The organism is Novosphingobium gossypii (assembly GCF_050433305.1).
Lineage (GTDB): Bacteria > Pseudomonadota > Alphaproteobacteria > Sphingomonadales > Sphingomonadaceae > Novosphingobium > Novosphingobium gossypii.
The window spans coordinates 1-24,849 of record NZ_JBNPXM010000011.1 but is presented as its reverse complement, the minus strand read 5'-3'; the positions used below and the strand labels follow the sequence as shown (position 1 = coordinate 24,849).

At 65.4% G+C, this 24,849-nt stretch carries 24 protein-coding genes; 9 read left to right on the top strand and 15 right to left on the bottom strand.

The genetic code is table 11. From position 1 onward, the window contains the following. Nucleotides 1-48 precede the first annotated feature (48 nt). From GGR40_RS17410 to uvrA, 6 genes are all read left to right on the top strand, one after another. Nucleotides 49-1,038, top strand: a complete 990-nt coding sequence (locus tag GGR40_RS17410) for a DNA topoisomerase IB (protein WP_429277635.1) — start codon at nt 49-51, stop codon at nt 1,036-1,038. A 78-nt stretch (nt 1,039-1,116) separates the two neighbouring features. After that, on the top strand, nt 1,117-1,608 hold the full coding sequence (locus GGR40_RS17405) for an asparaginase domain-containing protein (protein ID WP_429277520.1): 492 nt from the start codon (nt 1,117-1,119) through the stop codon (nt 1,606-1,608). A gap of 228 nt (nt 1,609-1,836) precedes the next feature. Continuing rightward, entirely contained in the window at nt 1,837-3,282 is a 1,446-nt protein-coding gene (locus GGR40_RS17400; protein ID WP_429277519.1) for a sensor histidine kinase, read from the top strand. Further along, on the top strand, nt 3,272-3,745 hold the full coding sequence (locus GGR40_RS17395; protein WP_429277518.1) for a response regulator: 474 nt from the start codon (nt 3,272-3,274) through the stop codon (nt 3,743-3,745). Before GGR40_RS17400 ends, GGR40_RS17395 begins: the two co-directional genes overlap by 11 nt. 40 nt (nt 3,746-3,785) lie before the next feature. Then, nucleotides 3,786-5,549 carry a putative bifunctional diguanylate cyclase/phosphodiesterase gene (locus GGR40_RS17390; protein ID WP_429277517.1) on the top strand — a complete coding sequence of 588 codons (1,764 nt, stop codon included), beginning with the start codon at nt 3,786-3,788 and terminating at the stop codon, nt 5,547-5,549. A 577-nt stretch (nt 5,550-6,126) separates the two neighbouring features. Next, complete coding sequence (gene uvrA, locus GGR40_RS17385) at nt 6,127-9,030, top strand: excinuclease ABC subunit UvrA (RefSeq protein ID WP_429277516.1); 2,904 nt, start codon at nt 6,127-6,129, stop codon at nt 9,028-9,030. 389 nt (nt 9,031-9,419) lie between these two features. On the opposite strand, the gene GGR40_RS17380 is transcribed toward uvrA, so the two are convergent. The 5 genes from GGR40_RS17380 to GGR40_RS17360 all read right to left on the bottom strand — a co-directional run bounded on the left by GGR40_RS17380 (nt 9,420) and on the right by GGR40_RS17360 (nt 14,029). Next, nucleotides 9,420-9,887 carry a septal ring lytic transglycosylase RlpA family protein gene (locus tag GGR40_RS17380; protein WP_429277515.1) on the bottom strand — a complete coding sequence of 156 codons (468 nt, stop codon included), beginning with the start codon at nt 9,885-9,887 and terminating at the stop codon, nt 9,420-9,422. 178 nt (nt 9,888-10,065) lie between these two features. Continuing rightward, on the bottom strand, nt 10,066-11,286 hold the full coding sequence (locus tag GGR40_RS17375) for an argininosuccinate synthase (RefSeq protein WP_429277514.1): 1,221 nt from the start codon (nt 11,284-11,286) through the stop codon (nt 10,066-10,068). A 78-nt stretch (nt 11,287-11,364) separates the two neighbouring features. After that, nucleotides 11,365-12,612 (bottom strand): class I SAM-dependent methyltransferase, encoded by a 1,248-nt coding sequence (locus GGR40_RS17370; RefSeq protein ID WP_429277513.1) that lies wholly within the window; start codon nt 12,610-12,612, stop codon nt 11,365-11,367. Nucleotides 12,613-12,673: 61 nt separating this feature from the next. Continuing rightward, nucleotides 12,674-13,459, bottom strand: coding sequence for an SDR family oxidoreductase (locus tag GGR40_RS17365; protein WP_429277512.1), 786 nt, complete (start codon nt 13,457-13,459; stop codon nt 12,674-12,676). Between the two features lie 240 nt (nt 13,460-13,699). Further along, nucleotides 13,700-14,029, bottom strand: a complete 330-nt coding sequence (locus GGR40_RS17360) for a glycine zipper 2TM domain-containing protein (protein ID WP_429277511.1) — start codon at nt 14,027-14,029, stop codon at nt 13,700-13,702. Nucleotides 14,030-14,339: 310 nt separating this feature from the next. Between GGR40_RS17360 and GGR40_RS17355 the strand changes: the two genes are divergently transcribed. Next, nucleotides 14,340-14,630 carry a hypothetical protein gene (locus GGR40_RS17355; RefSeq protein ID WP_429277510.1) on the top strand — a complete coding sequence of 97 codons (291 nt, stop codon included), beginning with the start codon at nt 14,340-14,342 and terminating at the stop codon, nt 14,628-14,630. Between the two features lie 4 nt (nt 14,631-14,634). On the opposite strand, the gene GGR40_RS17350 is transcribed toward GGR40_RS17355, so the two are convergent. Beyond that, on the bottom strand, nt 14,635-14,958 hold the full coding sequence (locus GGR40_RS17350; RefSeq protein ID WP_429277509.1) for a hypothetical protein: 324 nt from the start codon (nt 14,956-14,958) through the stop codon (nt 14,635-14,637). Next, entirely contained in the window at nt 14,955-15,653 is a 699-nt protein-coding gene (gene lipB / locus GGR40_RS17345) for a lipoyl(octanoyl) transferase LipB (RefSeq protein WP_429277508.1), read from the bottom strand. The genes GGR40_RS17350 and lipB overlap by 4 nt, the downstream gene beginning before the upstream one ends. A gap of 71 nt (nt 15,654-15,724) precedes the next feature. On the opposite strand from lipB, the gene GGR40_RS17340 reads away from it, so the two are divergent. Next, nucleotides 15,725-16,549: a hypothetical protein gene (locus GGR40_RS17340; RefSeq protein ID WP_429277507.1), complete on the top strand. Its 825-nt coding sequence runs from the start codon at nt 15,725-15,727 to the stop codon at nt 16,547-16,549. A gap of 82 nt (nt 16,550-16,631) precedes the next feature. On the opposite strand, the gene GGR40_RS17335 is transcribed toward GGR40_RS17340, so the two are convergent. From GGR40_RS17335 to GGR40_RS17315, 5 genes are all read right to left on the bottom strand, one after another. After that, nucleotides 16,632-17,264: a class I SAM-dependent methyltransferase gene (locus GGR40_RS17335; RefSeq protein WP_429277506.1), complete on the bottom strand. Its 633-nt coding sequence runs from the start codon at nt 17,262-17,264 to the stop codon at nt 16,632-16,634. A 117-nt stretch (nt 17,265-17,381) separates the two neighbouring features. After that, nucleotides 17,382-17,726, bottom strand: a complete 345-nt coding sequence (locus GGR40_RS17330; RefSeq protein ID WP_429277505.1) for an arsenate reductase family protein — start codon at nt 17,724-17,726, stop codon at nt 17,382-17,384. Then, the gene (locus GGR40_RS17325; RefSeq protein WP_429277504.1) at nt 17,723-18,274 is read right to left on the bottom strand and encodes a (2Fe-2S)-binding protein; all 552 of its coding nucleotides are present in this window, start codon (nt 18,272-18,274) and stop codon (nt 17,723-17,725) included. Before GGR40_RS17325 ends, GGR40_RS17330 begins: the two co-directional genes overlap by 4 nt. Nucleotides 18,275-18,309: 35 nt before the next feature. After that, nucleotides 18,310-20,343 carry a TonB-dependent receptor gene (locus tag GGR40_RS17320; RefSeq protein WP_429277503.1) on the bottom strand — a complete coding sequence of 678 codons (2,034 nt, stop codon included), beginning with the start codon at nt 20,341-20,343 and terminating at the stop codon, nt 18,310-18,312. A gap of 98 nt (nt 20,344-20,441) precedes the next feature. Beyond that, nucleotides 20,442-21,134: a fumarylacetoacetate hydrolase family protein gene (locus GGR40_RS17315; RefSeq protein WP_429277502.1), complete on the bottom strand. Its 693-nt coding sequence runs from the start codon at nt 21,132-21,134 to the stop codon at nt 20,442-20,444. A 163-nt stretch (nt 21,135-21,297) separates the two neighbouring features. Here GGR40_RS17315 and GGR40_RS17310 point away from each other — a divergent pair, with 163 nt between their 5' ends. After that, nucleotides 21,298-21,807, top strand: a complete 510-nt coding sequence (locus GGR40_RS17310; RefSeq protein WP_429277634.1) for a YqgE/AlgH family protein — start codon at nt 21,298-21,300, stop codon at nt 21,805-21,807. Here GGR40_RS17310 and GGR40_RS17305 read toward each other — a convergent pair. From GGR40_RS17305 to GGR40_RS17295, 3 genes are all read right to left on the bottom strand, one after another. Further along, nucleotides 21,804-22,349: a nucleotidyltransferase family protein gene (locus tag GGR40_RS17305; protein ID WP_429277501.1), complete on the bottom strand. Its 546-nt coding sequence runs from the start codon at nt 22,347-22,349 to the stop codon at nt 21,804-21,806. The two genes, GGR40_RS17310 and GGR40_RS17305, sit on opposite strands and share 4 nt — an antisense overlap. After that, nucleotides 22,346-23,398 carry an XdhC family protein gene (locus tag GGR40_RS17300; RefSeq protein ID WP_429277500.1) on the bottom strand — a complete coding sequence of 351 codons (1,053 nt, stop codon included), beginning with the start codon at nt 23,396-23,398 and terminating at the stop codon, nt 22,346-22,348. Before GGR40_RS17300 ends, GGR40_RS17305 begins: the two co-directional genes overlap by 4 nt. 73 nt (nt 23,399-23,471) lie before the next feature. After that, nucleotides 23,472-24,125 carry a murein L,D-transpeptidase catalytic domain-containing protein gene (locus tag GGR40_RS17295; protein ID WP_429277499.1) on the bottom strand — a complete coding sequence of 218 codons (654 nt, stop codon included), beginning with the start codon at nt 24,123-24,125 and terminating at the stop codon, nt 23,472-23,474. Nucleotides 24,126-24,849 lie beyond the last annotated feature (724 nt).

The following is a 24,849-nucleotide window of genomic DNA, read 5'->3' as shown; positions in this document are numbered from 1 at the left end:
TCCACCGTCGCGCGTTGAATGGTAGAGAGCTTGCCGGAAACCACGCCCATGCTGATGACGCGCCAGAAGACACTGCAATTCGCCGACGACACCGTTCCCGGCATCACCCGCAGGCAGATACGCGGCAAGTGGGCCTATTTCGCGCCCGACGGTACCCGCATCAAGGACCGCGACGAGATCGACCGGCTCAACGCGATTGCGCTGCCGCCGGCTTATGTGAACTGCTGGTTCTCCGCCGATCCCGCCGTGCACCTCCTGGCGACCGGCTATGATGCGCGCGGGCGCAAGCAGTACCGCTATCACCCCGACTGGCGGCTTGAGCGCGAGACGATGAAGTTCGACCGCTGCACTCTGTTCGGCGAAGCGCTGCCCACGGTGCGCGCGCGGGTGGATGCGGACATCCGTTCGCGCGGGCTGACGCGCGAACGGGCGATCGCCTCGGTGGTGGCGCTGCTGGATACGGGCGCGATCCGGGTGGGGAACGAGTGCTATGCCAAAGCCAACAAGAGCTTCGGCGCCACCACCCTGCGCGTTCGCCACGCCCAGATAGAACGCGGCACGCTGCTGCTGCGCTTCAAGGGCAAGTCGGGCAAGCAGCAGCAAATCGCCTGCGACGATCCGGGCCTGGTGCGCTGCGTGCGCAAGATGCAGGATCTGCCCGGCCAGCACCTGTTCCAGTACCTGGACGACGACGGAACCGCGGTCCCCGTCCACAGCCACGACGTCAACGCCTATCTGGCCGAAACGATGGGGGAGGGCTTCACCGCCAAGCATTTCCGCACCTGGGCCGCAAGCACGATGGGTTACACCATGCTGGTCGGCAATCCCGGCCTGTCGCTGCGCGCAATGCTGGACGAGGTGTCGCAGTGCCTGGGCAATACGCCTGCGATTGCGCGCAAGTCCTACGTCCACCCGCTGGTCATCGCAGCGGCCAAGGGCGAGGTGCCGGTGCCCGAAAACATGCCGCGCAAGACCCGCTGGCTCAGCCGCGAAGAAAGGGGCTTGCTGGCGTTTCTGGAGGAAACGGAGCTGCCTTGATCCGAGCGCGTCGATCCTCTTGCCTGTCGCGACCACAGCCATGTTGGAAACATGCGCGTCTCGCAGTAAAGGACGTGCATGACCCAGGCACCCATTCTTGTCGTCACCACCGGCGGCACCATCGACAAGCAGTATTTCGACGCGCTCAGCGAATTCCAGATCAGCGACAGCATGATGGGCAAGCTGCTGCAGACAGCCCGCGTGGCGCATCCGGTGCGCGTGGTGGAACTGCTGCGCAAGGACAGCCTTGAACTGACGGACGAGGACCGTGCCCTGATCGCCCGGACCGTGGCGGAGGCGCCCGAAAGCCATGTCGTCATCACGCATGGTACGGACACGATGACCGACACCGCCGCCGCGCTTGCCCATATCGAGGGCAAGACAATCGTGATGTGCGGCGCCATGCAGCCGGCGCGCTTTGCGGAGACCGACGCGCCGTTCAACCTGGGCATGGCGTTCGGGTGCTGCCAGTCCGCCGCGCCCGGCATCTGGATCACCATGAGCGGCACCGTGTTCAACGCGCTTCAGGTGCGCAAGGACCGCGAGGCGGGCAGGTTCGTAGCCGGCTGAGCTACCGTTTCACCCCATAATTAACCACTGCAATCGTTGCGAAAGGCCGGGTCTAGGGACAGCCCCCTAACACCGGCTTCGCAACCCGATAACCGGACCTTCTGTACCCCTTGTCGGGTACGAAGGACCGGCACGCGGCCTTCGGCGCTCCATCCGGAAGGCCGCAGTCGCGACGAAGCGCTGCCCCCGCCTTCCTGCAGGACAGGACAGGCAATGCTGGCGACGCCGATGACGACTACGGACATCCACGCGCCGCTGGTTCATGCCCCGATCGCCGCCCTGATCGTCGATGCCGCAGGGGTGGTCTCGTTCGGCAATGCGGCCGCCGCCACCCTGCTGGCCGAACCCGATGCAGGGGCACTGCGCAACAGCCTGTTCTTCGTCTGGTTCTGCGAGGACGATGCCGAGACGCTGCGGCAGATGTTCGACGTGTTCTTCAAGGTGCCCATGGAGACGCGCGGATCGTGGTCGCGCCAGATGGTGCTTAACGGTGCCGACGGATCGTGCCCCACGGTGACAATGACGCTGGCGCCGGTGGCGGGAGAGGGGGGCGAACGCGCGGTCGTCTACTTGCGCAACATGACGCGGGAGATCACTGCGGAACGTCGATTTTCCCAGATGTTCGAAACCCTGCCGCTGGGCGTGGTGGTGGTGGACGGCAAGGGGCGTATTGCGCAGGCCAACGCCATGCTGTCCAGCCAGTTCGGGTGGAAGGTGGAGCAACTGATCGGCCAGCCGCTCGACATGCTGTTGCCGCAACGGTACCGTGCCGAACACGGGGCGCATATCGCTGCCTACGCCGCCGCGCCGGTCGCCCGCGTGATGGGCACCGACCGTGACCTCAACGGACTGCATCGCCACGGGCGCGAGTTCCCGGTGGAGATCGCGCTGACCCGGTTCGAAAGCAGCGCCCAGCCGCTCTACATGGCGATCGTCAGCGACATATCGCACCGCAAGCGCTCCGAACGCGCGCTGCAGCAGACCAATGCGCAGCTTGAGGAGTTCACCTACGTCGCCAGCCACGATCTGCGTTCTCCGCTGCGCGGGATCGCCGATCTGGTGACCTGGATTCAGGAGGATCTTGAAGGCACCGACCTGCCTGACGACGTGGTCCACAACTTCGAGCGGATCACCCAGCGGATCGAGCGGTCCGAGCAGATGATCGACGACCTGCTCAGTTACGCCCGCGCCGGCGTGCGCGATTCGCGTATGCAGCGCATAGACCCGCACGAACTGGTGGAAGAGGCGCTGGAACTGACCGCCATTCCCGAAGGGTTCGAGGTGGACGTGGACGTGCAGGGCGGGGACATCGTCGCCCCGCGCGCGCCGCTGTCCACTTCGCTGCGCAACCTGCTGTCCAACGCCGTCAAGCATCATGGCGGCACGCAGGGCCATGTTCGCATTTCCATGCGGGAGGAGGGGCGTTTCGCCATCTTCACCGTCGAAGACGACGGGCAGGGCATCTCGCCCGAGAACGAGGATCGCATCTTCAAGCTGTTCCACCGCGCATCGCCCAAGACCGACGGCGATGGCGTCGGTCTGGCTTTCACCCGGCGCATGATCAACGCCCACGGGGGCATGGTGACCGTCCAGGGCCGGGGTTCTCTGGGCGGCGCCAGCTTCGAAGTCCACTGGCCCCGCATCCTTCTGCGAGAGAACGAAGATGATGATTGATCTGGTCGCACAGACATCCGCCCAAAGAACGCCTGCAGTGCCGCTTTCCGACGTGACCGTCCTGCTGGTCGACGACGACGACGTGGCCCGCGAAGGGGTGCTGCGATCGTTCCGCAAGCACGAGGTACCCTGCCGCACCGTGACAGCGGGCGATGGGGGAGAGGCGCTGGCAATCCTGCATGGATCGCACCCGGACAAGCACATCGAAAGCCCGGTTATCGTTCTTCTCGATCTCAACATGCCGGGCATGGACGGTTTCCAGTTCCTCGACGCGCTGCGCGCCGACCCGGACCTGCGGCGCACGGTGGTCTTCGTACTTTCCACTTCGGCGCGCGATCAGGACCGGTCGCGTGCCTACGACGGGCATGTCGCGGGCTACATGGTCAAGTCCGCCGTCGGCCCGCAGTTTGCCCGCCTCGCCGATTTCATAGGCAAATACGCCCGCACGCAGGAGCTGCCGTAAGCTCTCCTGCCCGCCAATAAAGCAAGGACGCCTTCCTCCCATGGACAACCTGCACAACGGCACCCAGGACATTCACGCGCTGATCGTGGACGATGACGACGTCGATCGCGAAAAGCTGCTGCGCCTGCTGCGCCGCTCGCCGCGCAACATCACCGTGGAGCAGGCGTCCTCGCAGGCCGAGGCACTGGGCATGATCCGCGAACCCCAGGCGCACTACGACATCGTGTTCCTGGATTTCGGCCTCAAGGACGGTGACGGGCGCGACCTGCTGCCCGAGATCCGCGCCGAAATCGACCCCGACGTGCCGATCATCGCCGTCACCGGCCATGTGGACGAACAGATCGCGGCGGATTCGATCAAGTCGGGCATGACCGAGTTCCTGTCCAAGCGTTCCCTGTCCCCCGAACGCGTCGCCGCGTCGGTGGAGGAGGGGATGGCCTGGCGCAAGTACCGGCAGGACATGCGCCGCGCCGAAGAGGAACTGACGCACCGCTCGCTCCACGATCCGCTGACCGACCTGCCCAACCGCACCCTGTTTGCAGACCGCCTTTCCCAGGCCTGCGCGCGGGCGCGGCGCAGCGGCGACCCCTTCGCGGTGGTGATGATCGACCTCGACCGGTTCAAGGACATCAACGACAGCCTGGGCCATGCGGCGGGCGATGCGGTGCTCGTTACCATCGGGCGGCGGATGCGCGAACACTTGCGCGAAGTGGACACCACAGCGCGGCTAGGCGGGGACGAGTTTGCAGTGCTGCTGCAGAACGTGGACAGCGACGAATCCGCACTGGCCGTCGCGGTCAAGCTGACCGAATTGATCGAACAGCCCATCGTCCATGACGGGCGGCTGCTCTATGTCGGCGCGTCGATGGGCGTCGCGCTGTGCCCGCAGCTGGGCTATTCGCCGGACGGGCTGATGGAGGCCGCCGACGAGGCCATGTACGAGGCCAAGCGCGGAACCGACAAGGCCGTAATCGCGCGCGGCGAACAGCGCCGTCCTACGCGGACCGACGAGCGCACGCTGCTGCACGACATAGAGGATGCGATGGGCGCGCGGGCCTTCAATTGGCACTGGCAGCCCAAGGTCGACATGGCATCGGGGCAGGTGCTGGGGTTCGAGGCGCTGGTGCGCTGGACCCATCCCGACAACGGCCCGGTCCCCGCCGATGCTCTCATCGAGACGGTCGAACAGTCGCACCTGCTGGAAGATTTCACCTACCTGACGCTCGACACCGTGCTGGAGCAGTATTCGCGGCTGGAGCGCGGGCTGGACGGTGCGGGCATCTCCATCAACGTCTCGGCGCGCATGCTGGAGCGACCGGGCTTCGTCGGCCATGTCGTCGAATCCATCCGCAAGCACGGGGTCGATCCCGCGCACGTCGTGCTGGAGCTGACCGAGACCGCGCTGATCGCGCATCCCTCGCAGGCCAAGCGCGTGATCGAGCAACTGCACGACAACGGCGTCTCGCTTTCCATTGACGATTTCGGCGCGGGGTTCACCTCGTTCGGGTACTTGCGCGAGTTCGCCGTGCGAGAGATCAAGATCGACCGCTCCTACATCTCGCGCTTCACCGAGAGCCGGTTCGACCAGTCGCTGGTGACCTCGCTTGTGGTGCTGTGCGACTGCCTTGGCATCCCGCTGGTGGCCGAGGGCGTGGAAGACCCCGAAACGCAGGCGATGCTGGTGGCGATGGGCTGCACTTGCGGACAGGGCTACGGTATCTGCCGCCCGATGCCCTACGAGGACGTAAGCGGCTGGATGGCGGGCTGGAACGCGGAGCAGGGGGAGCGGCGGCTGCGGGCTTGAGGGCCGGAATACAAAGTTCAGGTGCTGCAGAACCGTTGGCGTTCCACGGGGATAGCGTGATCGTTCGTCAGAACCCCGATTGGGTGCAGAGGCGCTCAAGCTGCTGCACTTTGGGGTGATCGGCTCCGTACTGTCGTCGGAAGATCGGCCGGTTGGCACAAGCCCGCCTCTGGAATTCGCGGGTACCGGGACGAACGGCTTTGTTCCCGGACTGCTTCTCACGAATCCTTTTCGCCTGCCCTTCCGCCACGGAACGGGCGAATATGCCGTCGGCTGTCTGGCCTGGCGTGATGACCGGGGCGATGTCCTGAGCCGCAGTCGGCAAGGGCGACAGGAGCATCAGGGCAAGAAGGACACGGCGAGGCATGGGGTTCTCCTGGCTTTGGGCGGCACCGTACCACCTCGACGGACCATTCCAATGACATCACCTTCAGCCGTGTCAGCCATCTGGTAGATGGTGGATGTCCAAGGCCTCCCTTGCTTCCGCCGCAAGGCTCCCCACATAGGCCAGAACCTTGCGCCCGATGGCTTCAAGCCCTCTTGAAGCGTGCGAACAAATCTGGAACATACCGCCTCCATGAGTCTCTCCCACATCACCGTGCGCGGCGCGCGCGAGCACAACCTCAAGGGCTTCGACATCGCGCTTCCGCGGGAGAAGCTGATCGTCATCACCGGCTTGTCCGGTTCGGGCAAGTCCAGCCTCGCCTTCGACACGATCTACGCCGAAGGGCAGCGCCGCTACGTGGAATCGCTGAGCGCCTATGCGCGCCAGTTTCTGGAGATGATGCAGAAGCCGAACGTCGAACATATCGACGGGCTCAGCCCCGCCATCTCGATCGAGCAGAAGACCACCAGCCGCAACCCGCGCTCCACCGTGGCGACGGTGACGGAAATCTGGGACTACATGCGTCTGCTGTGGGCGCGCGTGGGCGTGCCCTATTCCCCTGCCACCGGCCTTCCGATCGAGGCGCAGACCGTGTCTAACATGGTCGATCGGGTGATGGCGCTGCCCGAAGGGACGCGCCTCTACCTGCTGGCGCCGGTCGTGCGCGGTCGCAAGGGCGAGTACCGCAAGGAGCTGGCCGAGTGGCAGAAGGCGGGCTACACCCGCGTGCGCATCGACGGCGAATTCTACCCGATCGAGGACGCGCCCACACTCGACAAGAAGTTCAAGCACGACATCGAAGTCGTGGTAGACCGCATCGCTGTGAAGGACGGCATCCAGACCCGTCTGGCAGACAGCTTCGAACAGGCGCTCAAGCTGGCCGAGGGGCTTGCCTACGCGGACATGGCGGACGGCAACGTCCCCGGTCGCGAGGAAGAGGAGCAGGGCAGGAACCTCAAGGGTGCCGGCCTTCCCGCCAATCGCATCGTCTTCTCGGAAAAGTTCGCCTGCCCCGTCAGCGGCTTCACCATCGAGGAGATCGAGCCGCGCCTGTTTTCGTTCAACGCCCCGCAGGGTGCGTGCCCGGCCTGCGACGGTCTGGGTGAAAAGCTGCTGTTCGACCCGCAGCTAGTCGTTCCCAACGAACATCTGACGCTCAAGCAGGGCGCCATCGTGCCCTGGGCCAAGTCGAATCCGCCCAGCCCCTATTACATGCAGGTGCTTTCCAGCCTGGCCGCCCATTTCGGCTTCGCCCTGACCACCCCGTGGGACGAACTGCCCGGCGAGATCAAGCTGGTGATCCTCTACGGCACCGGCGGCAAGGCCGTGCCGCTCACCTTCAAGGACGGGCGCAAGGAATACACCGTCAACAAGGCGTTCGAGGGGGTCATAGGCAACCTCAACCGCCGCATGCTCCAGACCGACAGCGCCTTCATGCGCGAGGAGCTGAGCAAGTATCAGACCGCGCAGCCGTGCGAGACCTGCGACGGGAAGCGTCTCAAGCCAGAGGCGCTCTCGGTCAAGGTCGGCGGCAGCGACATCGCGGATGCCGCGCGCCTGTCGGTAGCGGACGGGTTCAAGTGGTTCGGGGAACTGGAAGGCAGGCTGACCAACCAGCAGCGCCAGATCGCGCAGGCCATCCTCAAGGAAATCAATGAGCGGCTGGGCTTCCTCAACAACGTCGGGCTGGATTACCTCAACCTCGACCGCACCAGTGGCACGCTTTCGGGCGGCGAAAGCCAGCGCATCCGGCTGGCCAGCCAGATCGGGTCGGGCCTTTCCGGCGTGCTCTATGTGCTGGACGAACCCAGCATCGGCCTGCACCAGCGCGACAACGACATGCTGCTGGAGACCCTCAAGCGCCTGCGCGATCTCGGCAATACCGTCATCGTGGTTGAACATGACGAAGACGCCATCCGCACCGCCGATTATCTGGTGGACCTCGGGCCCGGCGCGGGCGTGCATGGCGGCGAAGTCGTGGCCGAAGGCACGCTCAAGCAGGTGCTCAAGAGCAAAAACAGCCTGACCGCGCAGTACCTCAACGGCACCCGCCGGATCGAGGTGCCGACGACGCGCCGCAAGGGCAACGGCCACTTCGTAACCGTGGAGAACGCGCGCGCCAACAACCTGACCGGCGTGACCGCGAAGTTCCCGCTGGGCACGTTCTGCTGCGTGACCGGCGTGTCCGGCTCGGGCAAGTCGTCGCTGACCATCGACACGCTGCAGGCAGGCGCCAGCCGCCAGCTGAATGGCGCGCGTGTGATCGCCGGCGCGCACGACAGGATCACCGGGCTCGAAAAATGCGACAAGGTGATCGAGATCGACCAGTCGCCGATCGGTCGCACCCCGCGTTCAAACCCGGCCACCTACACCGGTGCCTTCACCCAGATCCGCGACTGGTTCGCCGGCCTGCCGGAATCGCAGGCCCGCGGCTACAAGCCGGGCCGTTTCAGCTTCAACGTCAAGGGCGGGCGCTGCGAAGCGTGCCAGGGCGACGGCCTCATCAAGATCGAGATGCACTTCCTGCCCGATGTCTACGTGACGTGCGAGGAATGCCACGGCAAGCGCTACAACCGCGAAACGCTGGAGGTGAAGTTCAAGGGGCTGTCCATCGCCGACGTGCTCGACATGACGATCGAGGACGCGGAAGAGTTCTTCAAGGCCGTGCCGCCCATCCGCGACAGAATGCACATGCTGAACGAAGTGGGCCTTGGCTACGTCAAGGTCGGCCAGCAGGCGACGACGCTTTCGGGTGGCGAGGCCCAGCGCGTGAAACTGGCCAAGGAGCTCGCCCGCCGCTCCACCGGGCAGACGCTCTACATCCTCGACGAACCCACCACCGGGCTGCATTTCGAGGACGTGCGCAAACTGCTGGAAGTGCTGCACCGACTGGTCGATCAGGGCAATTCGGTGGTTGTTATCGAACACAACCTCGACGTCATCAAAACCGCCGACTGGATCATCGACATGGGGCCGGAGGGCGGCGTTCGCGGCGGCCAGATCGTGGCGGAAGGCACGCCCGAGGAAGTGGTGCAGGCACCAGGCAGCTTTACAGGTCAGTACCTGAAGCCACTGCTGAGCAGCTGGGCCAAGTAAACAGCGCATTTCCTGCCGAGCGGGCGGGTTAGGCGGATCGGTAGGAGGTAAGGAGAAACGCGAGGGCGCCACCCTCGCGCTTCCGCGACTGGCCCTCGTTAGGATGCTACGGGGGCAAGGGATTTAAGCAGTTCGTCGACGGCGGCGCACGGATCGACAAAACTGCGCAGGGTCCGGGAACGCAACCGGCCTGCCGCTGTTATCGTGAATGAAGGCCGGCGCGGCGCTTCCCCCACCCCCTCCCTGCCGCGCCGGCCGACCTTCTCTCAAGCTCAGATTTTGGCGCGGGCATCGCTGGATGAGCGAATGTTCGTGGTTCAGGCTGATGTTCTGTTCAGGCTGATGTTCTGTTCAGGCTGATCTTGGCGAGCCCCCAGAACAATCCAGTCTCAGTCGCCGAGGACGGCCAGTTCCACCTTGCCGCTGCCCATGCGGGTGATGCCGAGTTCATCGGCGGCAGCGTCGGACAGGTCGATCACGCGGTTGCCGTGGAAGGGGCCGCGATCGTTGATGGTGACGACGACCGATTCGCCGTTGCGCGGGTTCGTCACCTGCACCTGCGTACCGAACGGCAGGGTGCGGTGCGCGGCGGTCATGGCGTCGGGCGCATAGCGCTCGCCGCTGGCAGTGCGGGCGCCCTTGAGGTGGCGGCCATAGAAGCTGGCGACGCCGCCGGCGATCGGGGTGACGTCGATATCGCTGGCGGCATCGACGGCGGAAGTGATGCCAGCGGGAACTTCTGCGGCGGCGACGGCGTTGACGCCAGCAACTGCAGGAACAAGTGCAGCGGGAAGAACCGGAGCTTCAGCTTGTGCAGGGCCTGCAAAGGGCAGGACCACAGCGGCGCAAAGCGCCATCAGGCTGGCAGAACGGCTGATCCCACGTACTTGCAAAACTTACCCCGCTTCGTCGTTGACGATGCCGGGAGTCCTAACTTCGCGAGTTCCCCAAGGCCATAGACTCAAAAGCGGCCCGTCGCGCTTTGGCAACGGGCCGCCGGACTCTGTTAACGCTGTGGAAAGATCAGCGTCTTGTTCAGCGAGTGTCGCGCTGTGCCAGCAGGCGCAGGCGAAGGGCGTTGAGCTTGATGAAGCCCGCTGCATCCTTCTGATCGTAGGCGCCGGCATCGTCCTCGAACGTCACGTGGCGTTCGGAATACAGCGAATCGGCGCTCTTGCGACCAACGACCGATGCCGAACCCTTGTAGAGCTTGAGGCGGACGGTACCGTTTACGCGATCCTGCGAGTGGTCAATCGCGGCCTGCAGCATTTCGCGCTCAGGCGCGAACCAGAAGCCGTTGTAGATCAGTTCCGCGTACTTCGGCATCAGCTCGTCCTTGAGGTGAGCGGCACCGCGATCCAGCGTGATCTGCTCGATCCCGCGGTGAGCGCGGGCGTAGATCTCGCCACCCGGGGTCTCGTACATGCCGCGCGACTTCATGCCGACGAAGCGGTTTTCCACCAGGTCGAGGCGGCCGATACCATGCTTGCGGCCAAGGTCGTTGAGTGCCGTGAGCAGGGCAGCGGGGCTCATCGCCACGCCGTTGAGGGCCACGCCGTCACCCTTCTCGAAGTCGACGGTGATGTATTCGGGCGCGTCCGGCGCGTCTTCCGGGTTGACGGTGCGCGAATAGACGTAATCCGGCGTCTCGTCCCACGGGTTCTCCAGCACCTTGCCCTCGGACGAGGTGTGCAGGAGGTTGGCGTCGGTGGAGAAGGGGCTTTCGCCGCGCTTGTCCTTGGGGACGGGGATCTGGTGCTGTTCGGCCCAGGCGATCAGCGCGGTGCGGCTGGTCAGATCCCATTCGCGCCAGGGTGCGATGACCTTGATGTTCGGGTCGAGCGCATAGGCCGACAGTTCGAAGCGGACCTGGTCGTTGCCCTTGCCGGTGGCGCCGTGGGCGACCGCATCGGCACCCGTTTCATGCGCGATCTCGATCAGGCGCTTGGAAATCAGCGGGCGGGCGATCGACGTGCCCAGCAGATAGTCGCCCTCGTAGCGGGCATTGGCGCGCATCATCGGGAAGACGAAATCGCGCACGAATTCCTCGCGCAGGTCGTCGATGTAGATGTTCTCGTCCGGCAGGCCCATCAGCTTGGCCTTGGCGCGTGCGGGTTCCAGTTCCTCGCCCTGGCCGAGGTCGGCGGTGAAGGTCACCACTTCGCAGTTGTAGGTGACCTGGAGCCACTTGAGGATGACGCTGGTGTCAAGGCCGCCGGAATAGGCGAGGACGACCTTCTTGATGCTGTCGGACATGGGCACGGCTTTCGCGAGAGAGGCGTTGGAAGTTCGGGCGCGCGGCTAGCAGGTGCGCCCGAATTTCGCAACTTGGTATCAGGCGTCCAGCAGCGCGCGCTCCCCATCCGCGATGTAGTCGCGGGTGAGGGGCAGCGCGTGGCGGCTGCGGGTATACTGAATCTGGTAGTTGCACATGCCGCCGCTTTCGAAGGCGGCGGTGGCGCCCGACAGGTAGAAGATCCACATGCGATAGAAGCGCTCGTCATACAGGGCGACGATGGCGTCCATGTTGGCGACGCAGCGCTTGTACCATTCGCGCAGGGTCTTGGCGTAGTGGAGGCGCAGGTTCTCCACGTCGGTCGCGATCAGGCGGACCTTTTCGCTGGCTTCCACCGTCTCGCTAAGCGCGGGGATGTAGCCGCCGGGGAAGATGTATTTGCGGGTGAAGGCGTCGGTGGAGCCCGGCCCGCCCATGCGCCCGATGGTGTGGAGGAGCATCACACCCTCGTCATCGAGCAGAGTGGCGCAGTCGCGGAAGAAGCGGTCGAACTGGGCCTGGCCGACATGCTCGAACATACCGACCGAGACGATGCGTTCGAACTTGTCGCCACGCGCGGCAAGGTCGCGGTAGTCGATCAGTTCGAAGTCGATGCGTCCTGCCACGCCCGCTTCCACCGCGCGTTCGCGGGCAAGGGCGAGCTGTTCCTCGCTCAGGGTGATGCCCTTGACCGACACGTCGAAATGCTTGGCAAGATAGATCGCCATGCCGCCCCAGCCGCAGCCGATGTCGAGTACCTTCTGCCCCGGTTCGATCGCCAGCTTGGCGGCAATGTGGGCGAGCTTTGCAGTCTGCGCCTGCTCGAGGGTGATGTCGTCACTGGGCCAGTAGGCACAGGAATACTGCATGTGCTCGGTATCGAGGAACAGGTTATAAAGGTCGTTGCCGACGTCGTAGTGGTGCGCGATGTTCTTCTTCGCGCTGGCGGCGCGGTTGATGCCGTCGATGAGGGTGACGGCTTTGCCGACCGCATTCTTGAGGCGGCTCTGTTCCTTCAGTTCGCCGCCTTTGTCCCACCGGGCATTGGCGCGCAGCAGGTAGACGAGGTCCATGATGTCGCCCTGCTCGACTTCGAGCTGGCGGTCCATGAACGCTTCGGCCGCACCCAAGCGCGGATCGCGCAGGATGCGCCGTTCGGCACCCTTGTCGGTGAGCCGGATGCGGACTTCGGGAAAGCCTTGTGTGGGGGTTCCAAAACGACGGACGGAGCCGTCGGGGCGGGCCAGCTCAAGCACGCCCTGACGGACGCCGCGCTCAAGGAAGCGGTCGAGAATACCGAATGCCATCAAGGGTTCTTGCGGGGGTAATCACCCGCATGCAAGGGGGGTTATGTTGAAAAATGCACAATCATCCCTCCCGCGCCAGAAACAGGACGTCGCGCGGTTGGGGTATCAGGTGCTGGCCTGAATCGACGTACAGCGTTTCGCCGCTTTCCAGCCAGCCATGCGCGAGGAACAGGGCGGCGTCCGCAACGTCATGCGCGGTCGCACGGCGACGCAGCAGGTTCATGCGGTGCGATATGTCCGCCTCAGCCTCGGTCTGGTCGTGGCTGGCGAGGATAGCGCCGGGAGCGATGCCGTAGACCCTGTCGCGCGGGTCGGTGCGGGCCATCGACAGCATCGGCACAGTTGAGGCCAGTGCGTGCTTGCTCATGGTGTAGGAGAAGAAATCGGGGTTGGGGTTACGCAGTTTCTGGTCGGTGACATGGATCAGCCGCCGCCCGCCTGCAGCCCTGGCCTGGGCCAGGAACGCCTGCCCCAGCCGGGCGGGCGTGGCCGCGTTGACGCGCATTGCCGAGGTGAACGTCGCCGGATCGAGGTTCTGCGCGGTGTCGAGATCGAACACGCCCGCGCAGTTGACGAGCACGCGCCAGTCGGAAAGCCGGTTGGCCAGCGCTTTGACCATCGCCGGGCCTTCGTCCCAGTCATCGAGGTTGCAGGATACGGTTTCCGCGCTGGGCAGTTCGGCGGCAAGCGCCTCTGCCTGATCGCGCGACTGGCCGTAGTGGATCACGACATGCCAGCCTGCCGCCCCGAAGGCGCGGGCGATGGCGGCGCCGATGCGCTTGGCGCCGCCGGTGACGAGCATGGCGGGCCGGGTCGCGGGGGTATCGGCAGAAGGCGCGACGGTCATCCTGCGGACGGTGCGATGTTGCAATCCGGCATGAAATGACGTCGCTGTCGGGCAGGCAATCTTGCGGAGACTTTCATCCGGGACTGCGCCAGAGGCAGGATCGCAAGGGTAAATCGCTGAAACATGGGCGCATTGGAGCATAAGCGGGTCATGTAGGAAAGCCTTGATCCGTTGCTCCTTAAACGCGAAAGACGCGCCGCCACAGGGACGACGCGCCTTTCGCAAGGGGTTGGCTGAAGATCAGCGGCAGCGCGAACGCGAACCGCCGCGGTCGATCTCACGGCCCAGCACCGCGCCGCCTGCTGCGCCCAGCAGGGTGCCGACAGTACGGTCGCCGCGGGTATCGATAGCGCGACCGGCAAGGGCGCCCGCCACACCGCCGACGAGAAGGCCGGTGGTGCCGTTGTTCTTCTTGCAGCGATAGCGACCGTCATTGCCGCGCCAGTAGCGGACGCCGTCGTGGGTACGGTGGTAGCGGCGGTGATCGCGAGCTTCGGCAGGCGCCGTGAACGCGACGGTGGCGGGAAGGGTGAGCGCCATCATAGTGGCGGCGAGAATGGCTTTGCGCATAATGTGTGCCCTCATCAGGTGCGTTGGAATGATCCGGTAACAACGCTGATCGTTCATTGATCCACAACGTGAGATGAACGAACGTCTTTCCGTAAGAATGCGTGACGAACCGCACACAGCCAACGACGAACCGAGCAAAATGTTTCCGTGAGACATGTTCAGTGAGGTAAAAAGATGCTGCTGTCGGTCGATGCTGAACGGGCGGGCGGCGCTTAGGGTGTTCGAATCTTTGGGATAGTCGATTCGGCCGATCGCCTGTAAGGCTGGATATGTTCAATAATGAACATTTCGGTTTGGCGCGCCGGGCGGTATGATGGCACAACGGATAGACGAAAGGGTCGCCGCGCTCGAACGGGCCGCGCTGGCGGCAGAAGGCAGCGTTTTTGCCATCCAGGATGTTCTGGCGCGCAGCCTTGCACAAATGCCGGAAACCGAATGCCGTCGGATGATCGCCGACCTGATGGCGCACTCGCATCAGCTCGATCCGGCGCTGGGGATGGAACGAATCGATAGTTATCGAGAGGGCCTTCGCGCGATTTTGGACGAAGTCGAGCACGCCCGGCGACACATGCCCGCATCCCCGCCGCAAAGCAGAGCCTGACGGCTCAAGGCTGGGCAGGTGGTGCGGGCGCTTCGATCACCGGGATTTCTTCTTCGGGAACGGCCTCTTCCACCGGGGCGATCGATGCGGATGCCGCAGGGTCGGCCAGGCGCGGCGCGCGAAGGGCCGCGTCGGGGGCTGAGAGGGACGCCTGCGATTGCACCGTGTCGTAAGGCAGCATGTCGTCGCTGATCGAGCGCGGCAGCAGTTCGCCGCCGGCAGCGGCCTTGGGCTGGTCGTCGGCCTTCTTGTTGCAGCCGGCCAGCGCGAGCGCGGCAAGCGCAATCGGCAGGGCGAATCGCATGGAATGACGCGTTGCTTTCATCATGCCGTCTCCTCAGGCGCTGCGCTGACCGGGGCTGGGGGCGGGCAGGGGCTTTCCAGCGCGGCAAGAAATGCCGGCGCGCGGGCGATCAGCGCGGTGTCGAATGTCGCAAGATCAACCTGCCTGCCCAGACGCTGCAGGCTGGTGACGCCGAATTCCTCTATTCCGCAAGGCACGATGCCGGTGAAGTGCGACAGATCGGGCTGCACGTTGACTGAAAAGCCGTGCATCGTCACCCACTTGCGGATGCGCACGCCGATGGCGCCGATCTTGGCCTCTCGCCCATCCACATCCTGCGTCCAGATGCCGATCCGCCCGTCCGAGCGGAAGCCTTCCACACCGAAATCGCGCAGGGTCTCGATCACCCAGCCTTCCAGCCCGTGGACGAAGCCGCGCGCATCGCGGGCCCGCTTGCGCAGATCGAGCAGGACATAGCCGATGCGCTGGCCGGGGCCGTGGTAGGTATAGCGCCCGCCGCGGCCCGCTTCGACCACCTCGAAGCGCGGGTCGAGCAGTTCGTCGGTCGCGGCGCTGGTTCCGGCGGTGTAGACCGGTGGATGTTCCAGCAGCCAGATCAGTTCGCGCGCTTCTCCGGCTGCGATTGCGGCGTTGCGGGCGGTCATTTCCTCCAGCGCCTCGCGGTAAGGCACGGGGCTGGCGGAGATGCGAAGTTCGATGTCACCGGGAAGCGAAGTCATGGCGCGTTGCGTGGCGTCATTCCCTGCGGGTTTCAAGTGCAAACGCGTTCGTCGGCGTCTATGGCACGATCATGGAACCCTTGAACAAGTTCGACAGCAGCCGGGCATGGACCCAGGCAGCCCAGGCCGTGTCCGCCAACCGCGAGGTCGTGCTGGCCTTGGCGGGAGTGTTCTTCCTCCTGCCGCAGCTGGTGTTCGCGATCTTCTTTCCGCCGCCGGAAACCGCCGCCAGCATGAACCAGACGCAGGCGATGGAAGCGGTGAAGGCGTATTACATGTCCATCGTTCCGATCATGGTGCCGATGGCGCTGTTCCAGGCACTGGGCTCCATATCGCTGCTGTGCCTGCTCGACTCCGACCGCCGACCGACGGTGGGGGAAGCGATCCGCGCCGGGGTGAAGGGCGTCGTGCCCTACCTGCTGGCGCAGATCCTCAGCGGGATGGGCATCGCTGCCGTTGCCCTGGTGGTGGCGGGCGTGCTGGGCGCAGCGGCGGGCATGGTCGGCGGCGTGATCGGGCTGACCGTCGTGTTGCTGTTCGCGGTCGTCGTGGGCGTGCGGCTGTCGGTGACGGCGCCGGTGATCGCGGTGGAACACCAGTTCAATCCCGTCGCCGCGCTGGTGCGCTCGTGGAAGCTGACAAGGGGCAACACGGCAAGGCTGCTGGGCTTCTACGCGCTGCTGGTGATCGCCATGCTGGTGCTGCTGATTTTCGCCAATGTGCTGACGATGCCGGTGGCGCTGCTGGCTCCGGTGGAAGTCGCCCGGTTCGTGGCGGCGGCGGTGGAATCGCTGCTGGCATCGATCATGGCGCTCTATTTCGTGGCGGTACTGGCGCAGGTCCACCGCCAGCTGGCAGGCCCTTCTGCGCAAGTGCAGGCGGACCTGTTCGGCTAAGGCCGGCGCGCCTTTCGCGCAAAAGGAAACCCGGAAAGTGGCCATCCACTTCCGGGTTCCTTTTGCCTGCGGTCAGGTCGGCTCAGTCTTCGTCCTTCCAGCCCCACCACATGAAGCAGGGGGGGACGTTGATCGGCTCGATCGCATCGTCGATGCGCTTGAAGTGGCGGGCCATGTAGCTGCGCGCCTTGGGGCGGAACTGGTAGACCAGAAAAGCGCCGCCCTTGCGAATCACGCGGTAGGTGGCGGCGGCGATGGCCGGGGCCACGCCTTCGGGCAGCGTTGAGAAAGGCAGGCCAGACAGTACGTAGTCCGCCTTTTCATGGCCATGCGCGCGCACGATTTCCTCGACGTCGGCAGCCGAACCGTTCACCGCCACGAAGCGGCTGTCGGTGATGGTCCGGCGCAGGTAGTCGATGAACATCGGGTTGGTGTCGATGACGATCAGCATGCCGTCGCGCGGCAGGCGATCCAGCACCGGCTGGCAGAACGTGCCGACGCCGGGGCCGTACTCGACGAACAGCTTCGTGTTCGGCCAGTCGACCTTGGACAGCATGCGGTTGATCGTGAACCGCGAGGACGGAACGATCGAGCCGACCATCACCGGATTGCGGATGAATCCTTCGAGGAAGACCCCCCACGGTCCCATCCGCTGCTTGATCTTCTGCCCGATCCGCTGAGTCAGGGGCCGTCGGGCAAGCTCGGTGCTGGTCATGCTGAGGAAAGCTCTCGCAATTATGTCATGTCACGGAAGCGCCATGCGGTGGCAGATTGTTCCGGCCAATGCAAGGCGATGGGCCGTGCCCTGCGGCAGGCCGATGGGGAAAGCGGCTCAGAGAATCTGGTGAACCGTTTCCTGCGGGCGACAAAGGCGAACGCCCTTTTCCGTCTCTACGAGCGGGCGTTCGATGAGGATCGGGTCTGCCGTCATCGCTGCCAGAACCGTGGCATCGTCGGCCTGCGGCAGGCCGCGTTCTTCTGCATCGGTGCCGCGGATGCGCAGGCCCTGCTGCGGCGTGATCCCGGCATCGCGATAAAGCTGCGCCAGCTTGTCGGCACTCGGCGGGGTTTTGAGGTACTCGATGACTTGGACCTCCACGCCGGGCGTTTCTTCCAGGATCGCCAGCGTCTTGCGCGATGTGCCGCACTTGGGATTGTGCCAGATGGTGGCCTTCATGGGGTCTTTCCTTGCTTGGTGTCAGGTCCGTGCGGGGAGAGCGCCGGAATGCGTGGGGTGCCGCCGGGCGGGGGCGCGGCGTCGATCTTTTCCTCGCGCCGGGCGACTGCGGCGGCGCGCTGGACCGCGCGTACGAGCCGGGGCTGGACCCCGCAGCGGCAAAGGTTCGGGATAGCCGCCTTGATCTCCGCCTCCGACGGGCTGGCGTTTCGCGCCAGCAGGGCGGCGGCATTCATGACGATGCCGGGCGTGCAGAACCCGCACTGGATCGCCTGTTCAGCCACCATCGCCTGCTGCACCGGATGCGAGCGATCGCGCGACAGCCACTCTACCGTGACCACGAAGCGTCCCTCGCACTCGGCCAGAGTGATGAGACAGGACCGCAACGCCGCGCCGTCGACCAGCACGGTGCAGGCATGGCAATCGCCCGCGCCGCAGCCGTACTTGGTGCCGGTAAGGTTGGCCGCGTCGCGCAGCGCCCACAGCAGGGGCGTGCGCGGGTCCATCTCGAACTGGACGGGGCGGTCGTTTACGGTGAAGCGGGTCATGGCGTGTGATAAAGAGCCATGACTTGCCCGGCAGTTCAGCGCAAGCCCAGCTTCACGCCCGCCCACAAGGTGCGCGGCTGGCCAAGGTCCATCGAACCGCCCGCGTTGCGCGTCACGATGGTTTCGTCGGTCAGGTTCTCCGCCCGCAGCACCAGCGAGGCGAAGCGGGTGATCGGCACCTGGGCGTAGAGGTCCAGCGTGGTTGCCGCCTTCAGGCTGTCGACCTCGAGGTCGTCCTCGAACTGCGCGCCGGTGCGCCGCACCGTGGCGGCCAGGCGCCAGCCGTCCGCAGGCTTCCACGCCACGGTGCCGCTGGCCGCCAGCTTTGGCACCTGCGCCGGCCGCATCCCGTCAAGCGCGCCCTGCGCCGCCGTTGCGCGGACCTTGGCGTCGGTCCAGGAAAGCGAGCCGGAGAGATCGACATTGCCGAACGCGAGATCGGCGCTGGCCTCAAGCCCGCGCGCGTGAATCCGGTCCACGTTCTGCCGCTCCCGCGTGGTGGCGGACAGGGTAACGTTGGCGATCGCGTCCTTCAGGTAATTGTCGAACGCCGTCAGCGACAGCTTCAGCGCCTGCGTCGGGTGGAAGTCCACGCCCGCTTCGTAGCCGCGCAGGCGTTCGGGTTTCAGCCCGGCATTGGCCTGCGTGGTGATGGGGAAGACCACGAAGGGGCGGTACAGCTCGTTCAGCGTCGGCAGGCGCAGGCCGGTATAGGCGGCGGCGCGCAGCGAGACGGCGGGCGCCGCGTTCCACACGATCCCGGCGCGCCCGTTGCCGCTCCATCCCTCGCGGTCGGAATAGGCCGTGTCGGTGGTGGCAACGCCGGCGGGGTTGATCTCGCGGTAGTAACCGTCGGTGATGGTCCAGCGGTCGAGCCTGCCGCCTGCGGTCAGCACGATCTGCCCGATGGTCCAGTCATCCTCGATATAGAGGCCAAGGTCCGATTGCCGCCCGCCCGCCCGGCGGAACGCGGTGGCCTGCCCGGTGACGGCGCTGTAGGGTGATTCCACAAGGTTGCCCCGAGACAGCTTCACGTCGGCGCCGATGCGCAGGACGTGGTCGTCGCCTACGGGCGGGCGCAGTTCGGCTTTGCCGCCCACGGCCAGCGTCGGCGTCTTCGCCTGATCGAGCGTCTTTTTGAAACTGGTCGAACTGATGACGACGTTGGAGAAGTCCTGCGCTTGCACAAAGCCCAGAACGTCGAACTGCCAGTCCCCCCGCCCGACGAAGCGCAGCGAGCCCTGCTGACCGGATGAGGTGGAATCCGCGCCCTTGAAGCGCAGCGTGCGATGGTCGTCATAGACGAGGCCGGATGCCTGCACTTCCACCGTGTCGCTCAGCGGCGCCACCGCGCGCAGCGACCCCGACCAGCTTTCGTACCGGGCACGGGCAGAAGCGGCGACGCGCTGGTCCTTCGGCGTGGTCCAGAAGCCCTGGCCGCGATCCCACTGGACGCCTGCGACGACGAAGCCCTGGCCCAGACGCGGGGCTATGGTGAGGGCGGTTTGCGTTTCGCCCCGATTGTCGACGAGGGCCTGCGCGGCGATGGGGCCGACCTCGTCCGGGCCGGCACTCTCCATCTCGATGGTGCCCGATACCGCGCCCGATCCGAAGGCACCCATGCCGCCGCCGCGCGTGACGCGTACTGAGCCGAGACGGTCTGGCGACAGGGCGCTGAACGGGATGTAGCCGAAGAACGGGTTCGCCACCGGCACCCCGTCAAGCAGCACCTGCGCGCGGCTGGAGGCATTTCCGCCCAGTGCGCGCAGGGTGACGCCCTGGTTGGAAGGGTTGGACGCGCGGCTGTCCGACCGGCGGAACTGCTGGAACCCGGCGACGGAGGAGAGCACGTCCTCGATCCTGCCGGACGCGCTGGAAACGAGCTTGTCGCGGGCGATGGTCTGAACGTCGTAGGCAGGCGTCGCCGGCCCTTCGGACAGGCCGCGCCCCGTGACCACGATCGGCCCGCGTGGCTCATCTGCCTCTTCGGCCCGTGCCGGGGCGGCGGCGAGGGCCAGCAGCGGCATCGTGACGAGGGCGTGAGTGCGAAGGCGTCTTTTGGCAGTCATCTTTTTTCCGGCTTTCAGGCATCGTCATAGATGCCGCTATCGCTCAAAGGTGGTAGCGGCGCGCAGGTTGCGCTGCGCCCCGCCACAAGGAAGCAGCGTTACTCCGCCGCGCTTATCGTCAGGTGCAGCGGTTCCAGCCCTTCGATGGAGCCTTCCAGCAGGTCGCCCGGCACGACAGGGCCGACGCCGGCAGGCGTTCCGGTATAGATCAGGTCGCCCGGCTGCAGATGATACATGCACGACAGGTCCGCGATCAGTTCGGGGATCGACCAGATCATGTCCGAAAGCACGCCTTCCTGCTTCACCGCGCCGTTCCGCGCCAGAGCGATGCGCTGGCCTTCGACTGCGAATTGGGCGGCGGGAGTGATGGCTGCGATGACGGCGCCGTTCTCGAAGTCCTTGCCGGTGTCCCATGGATAGCCCTTGCCCTTGGCGGCGTTCTGCAGGTCGCGTCGGGTCAGGTCGAGGCCGCAGGCATAGCCGAACACCGCGTCCAGTGCCGCTTCGGGCACGACGCGAAAGGCCGGGGTGCCGATGGCAACCACCAATTCCATCTCGTAATGGCAGTTGTCGGTGCCGGGCGGATAGGGAATGTCAGCGCCTGACAGGCAGATGGCGGACGGCGCCTTGGTAAACCAGATTGGCGCCTCGCGGTCCACCGCATTGCCCAGTTCCAGCGCATGGGCGGCATAGTTGCGGCCCACGCAGAACACGCGGCGCACAGGGTATGCGGCATCGCTGCCGACCACGGGGACGGCAGGGGCGGCAGGCAGGTCGAACAGCAGGGCCATGAGCGGGAGATCTCCTATGTCGAAAGGCGCATAGGCCGCCCCGCCGTCCGGGGGAAGCGCTCTTGTCCCGTTCGCCTCTTGTGATGCGCGCGCAGAGGCATAGATTGGCAATGTGACCAAGGAACAGTATCTTGCGGGCCGTCTCCTGCTTGCCATGCCGGGCATGTTCGACCCGCGTTTCGAGCGGTCGGTCAACGTGATCTGCGTGCACGACGACGATGGCGCGCTAGGCGTCGGCATCGGCCATGTGCGCGAAGGCGTGCGCTTTCACGATGTTCTGGAAGAGCTTGGGCTGGATCCCGGCGTCTCGCCCAATCGGGAAATCATGCATGGCGGGCCGGTGGAGCCGGGGCGCGGGTTCATCCTTCATTCCACCGATTGGGGCGGCAGCGACACGATCGAGGTGGCGCCGCTTTGCGCGCTGTCCGCGTCGATGGACGTGCTGCGCGCCATCGCGGCAGGGCGGGGGCCGTTGCAGTGGGTGATGGCGCTGGGTTATGCGGGCTGGGGGCCGGGCCAGTTGGAGGGCGAGATGCGCCACCACGGCTGGTACGCTGCCGAGGGATACCGCGAGGTGCTGTTCCAGACTGCGCCGGAAGGCCGCTGGTCGGCCACCTGGCGGGCCGAAGGAATCGACCCCGCCCTGCTCTCCAACGAAACGGGGCGGGCTTAGGCGCGCGTTAGATCGTCAGGGCGGTCCACGTCGAAATGGATCGCCGGATCGTCCACATCGACCATCACCACGTCATCACGCCTGCGCAGCAGCCGTCCGGCGCCTTCGTCCCCCGATAGCGCGCCGATGGCCGGAAAGGCGGCGGCGGAAAGCAGGACCGGGTGGCCGGGTTTGCCCGCATGGCGCGGCATCGCGGCGTATGCCGGTCCGATCGCGGCAGCCAGACGGGCGGCAGTGTCATGGGGAATGCGCGGCATGTCGCCCAGAAATATGAATACGCCCGCCGCATCACCGGCATTAGCGATGCCTGCCTTCAGCGTTTCCGACAGGGCATCGCTTTCCAGCCGGACGACCTGCACCTGCGGCCATGCGCCGGTATCGAGGTCGGGCCGCGTCACCAGGATTACCCGCTCCACCGGCGCGGCGCAGGCCGCCCGCAAGGCATGATGCAGCAGCGGTTGGCCATCGAGAAGGGCGCACATCTTGTCGCTGCCGAAGCGCGTGGCGCGCCCTGCGGCAAGGACGATGGCGACGCGGTTCACGCCCGTTCGCGCGCCGGGTTAAGCGCCTGCATGATTTGCGCAAGGATGCCGGTGGCCACTTCCCAGGGCGACTTGCCGAGGCCGGGGACGCCCGGCGAAAGCTGCAGCCGCGCCAGTTCCTCCGCTGTGGCGCCCGCTGCTTCCAGCGCGCCGATCCGCTGGCCTGCGCGCGATCTGGCGCCGATCATGCCCACATAGCCCGCCCCTGCGCGCAGGGCGGCAAGGCAGCCGCCAAGGTCATGGTGATCCTCATGCGTGGCGCCAAGATACGCGGTCCAGCGATCGACGCCCAGCTGGGCCAGCGCTTGCGCCGGTTCCTCTCGCAAGTATCGGCTGACGGGGAAGGGCGGCGGGGTGTGCGGCCCGCCGGGGCGCAGCAGGATCGTCTCGAACTGCGCCATAGTACCCAGCCGGGCAGCCGCAAGCGCGCCGGGATCGCCTCCGGACACGATCAACCGGCGGGGCGGGTCGTAACGGCGGGCAATGCGAAACGGATTTTCGACACTATCCAGCAGCGGACCGTCCACCGCACGAACCCGCTGCACCGTTCCGTCGCTTTCCCAGATGCATGACCGGCGCGCCGCCGCATGGTCCAGCAAGGCGTGGACGGCGTCGGATTCGGGCGCGATCCGTTCCACCAGCACATGCAGCGCCCCGCCGCAGCGCAGGCGCAGATCGATCCACGGGCTGCCCATGCCGTAATGCAACCGGCGCGGCTGGCCGTCGGCCAGTACCTGCGCGGCATGATTGGCAACGTCGCCTTCGATGCAGTCGCCGGAGAAATATCCGGTGGCAGCAACAGTCCCGTCCGCTGCGGCGGTGAACAGCATCTGGGCCCCCGGACCCCGCGGGGCGCTGCCCGCCACCTTGTAGAGTGTTGCCAGAGCGGCCGGTCGGCCTGCGGCGACAGCTGCGCGCAGGGCCGGGCGCACATCGTCGATCCAGCCGAATTCCGGCCAGTCGGCGTTCTCGATCTCTCCGGAAAGCAAAGGCGCCGACGCGGGGGCATCCGGACCGGTCAGGCTGGTGTCCATGCCCTGCCGTACCATCGCGGGGCCAGCCTGTCTAACTGCCGCAGGGATGCATGAACCGCAACGCTGCGATGAGCGCTGCCGTAGGAACTCAGCCTTCGCCGATCCGGTCGGCAAACAGCAGGCGCCCGCCCGACAAGTGCCAGAGCGCATCGTTGAAGTCGGTGTCGCTCATCGCGAAGCACCCTTCGGAGCGGCCCAGTTTGCCCCACTTGTCGATCATGGAACTGCCGACATACCACGCGGGATGCATGACGATCGCGCGCGGCAATGCCATTGAGTTGTCGTTGTCCAAGCCGACCAGCCGAATCGAGGTGCCGTACTTGCCCTTGTACCACTCGGCGGTAAGGTAGGCCCCGCGCGAGGTCGCCTCCGATCCCGGCACATTGGAAAAATGCTGCAGCCAGCCGCTGTGCGCCGGGTCGGACCCGCGCCCGTGCGCCACCAGAAACGAACGGATGGTCCCGTTCTCCAGATTGGCGAAGTGCAGGCGCGGCTTCCAGGAGGGCTGCGCGAAGTCGACGATGCCGACCACGTCCGTGCGCCACAGCTGATTGCGCACGCGCGCCGCCTGTTTTGCGGCCACATCGAACACGCGCCGTTCGTAGAGCGACAACCCGGTAGGCGTGGCGGAAACCGACGACAGTGCCGATGGAAAAGCCCCGGCCAGCGGCGCCACGGTTTCTCCCGGCGCGATGGTGTCCGGCACGATCCCGTCCGAAGCGAAAGCCCGCGTGGGAAGCACCAGGCCGATTCCGGCAGCGATGCCGCCCCTGAGAATTGTCCTTCGATTATGCGACCGATCCATGGTTACCTTAGTACCACAGGTGGCCGCGCCGATCCACCGCCTCGTCGCGCGATCAACGCAGCGCCGGAGCGTTCCGACGCAAAATTTGTTTCATGCGTCACGGGTTAGAAGATGCGCGAGATGTCCGGCAGCGGCGTTCATTTTGCTCAAGGCTTCTCGCAAGCCGATGTTCGGCGTTCGCCCCAGGCCGTACATTGCGTGAGGCAGCGAAAAACTTACGGTTTTGGCTTCCACCACGCCAGCGTTACAAAAAACGCTCCTGCAAAAAATGCAGAGAATGCCACCCAACCCGCTATGAATGGCAAGTCCGGGGCGCAGTAGTCAAAGCAAAAGGTGTTCGGTGCTCTCGCTGGCGAGGTGCCTCCGAGAACACTTACAAAGTGATCCCAATACTCCCCTCCCATTACCGCCGCAGTAATATAAAGCCGAACGATCCATGCTTGGATAAGCCCAGCGCCGAGGGCAACGCCAAATAAGATCAGTGCTACTAGAAGCCTTTTATCTCGCCTCAACCGATAACTCCTCGGATGTACCTTGGTTGAGAATACGTCTAACACCGTCCGCACTCCACCGAGGCTGTGTGAGAACGCGTTGTTTGTTTTTGATTAGCAGGCGCACGTAGGCTCCTTGGGTTCAGCCTCTCATCGCCACGATCATCTTC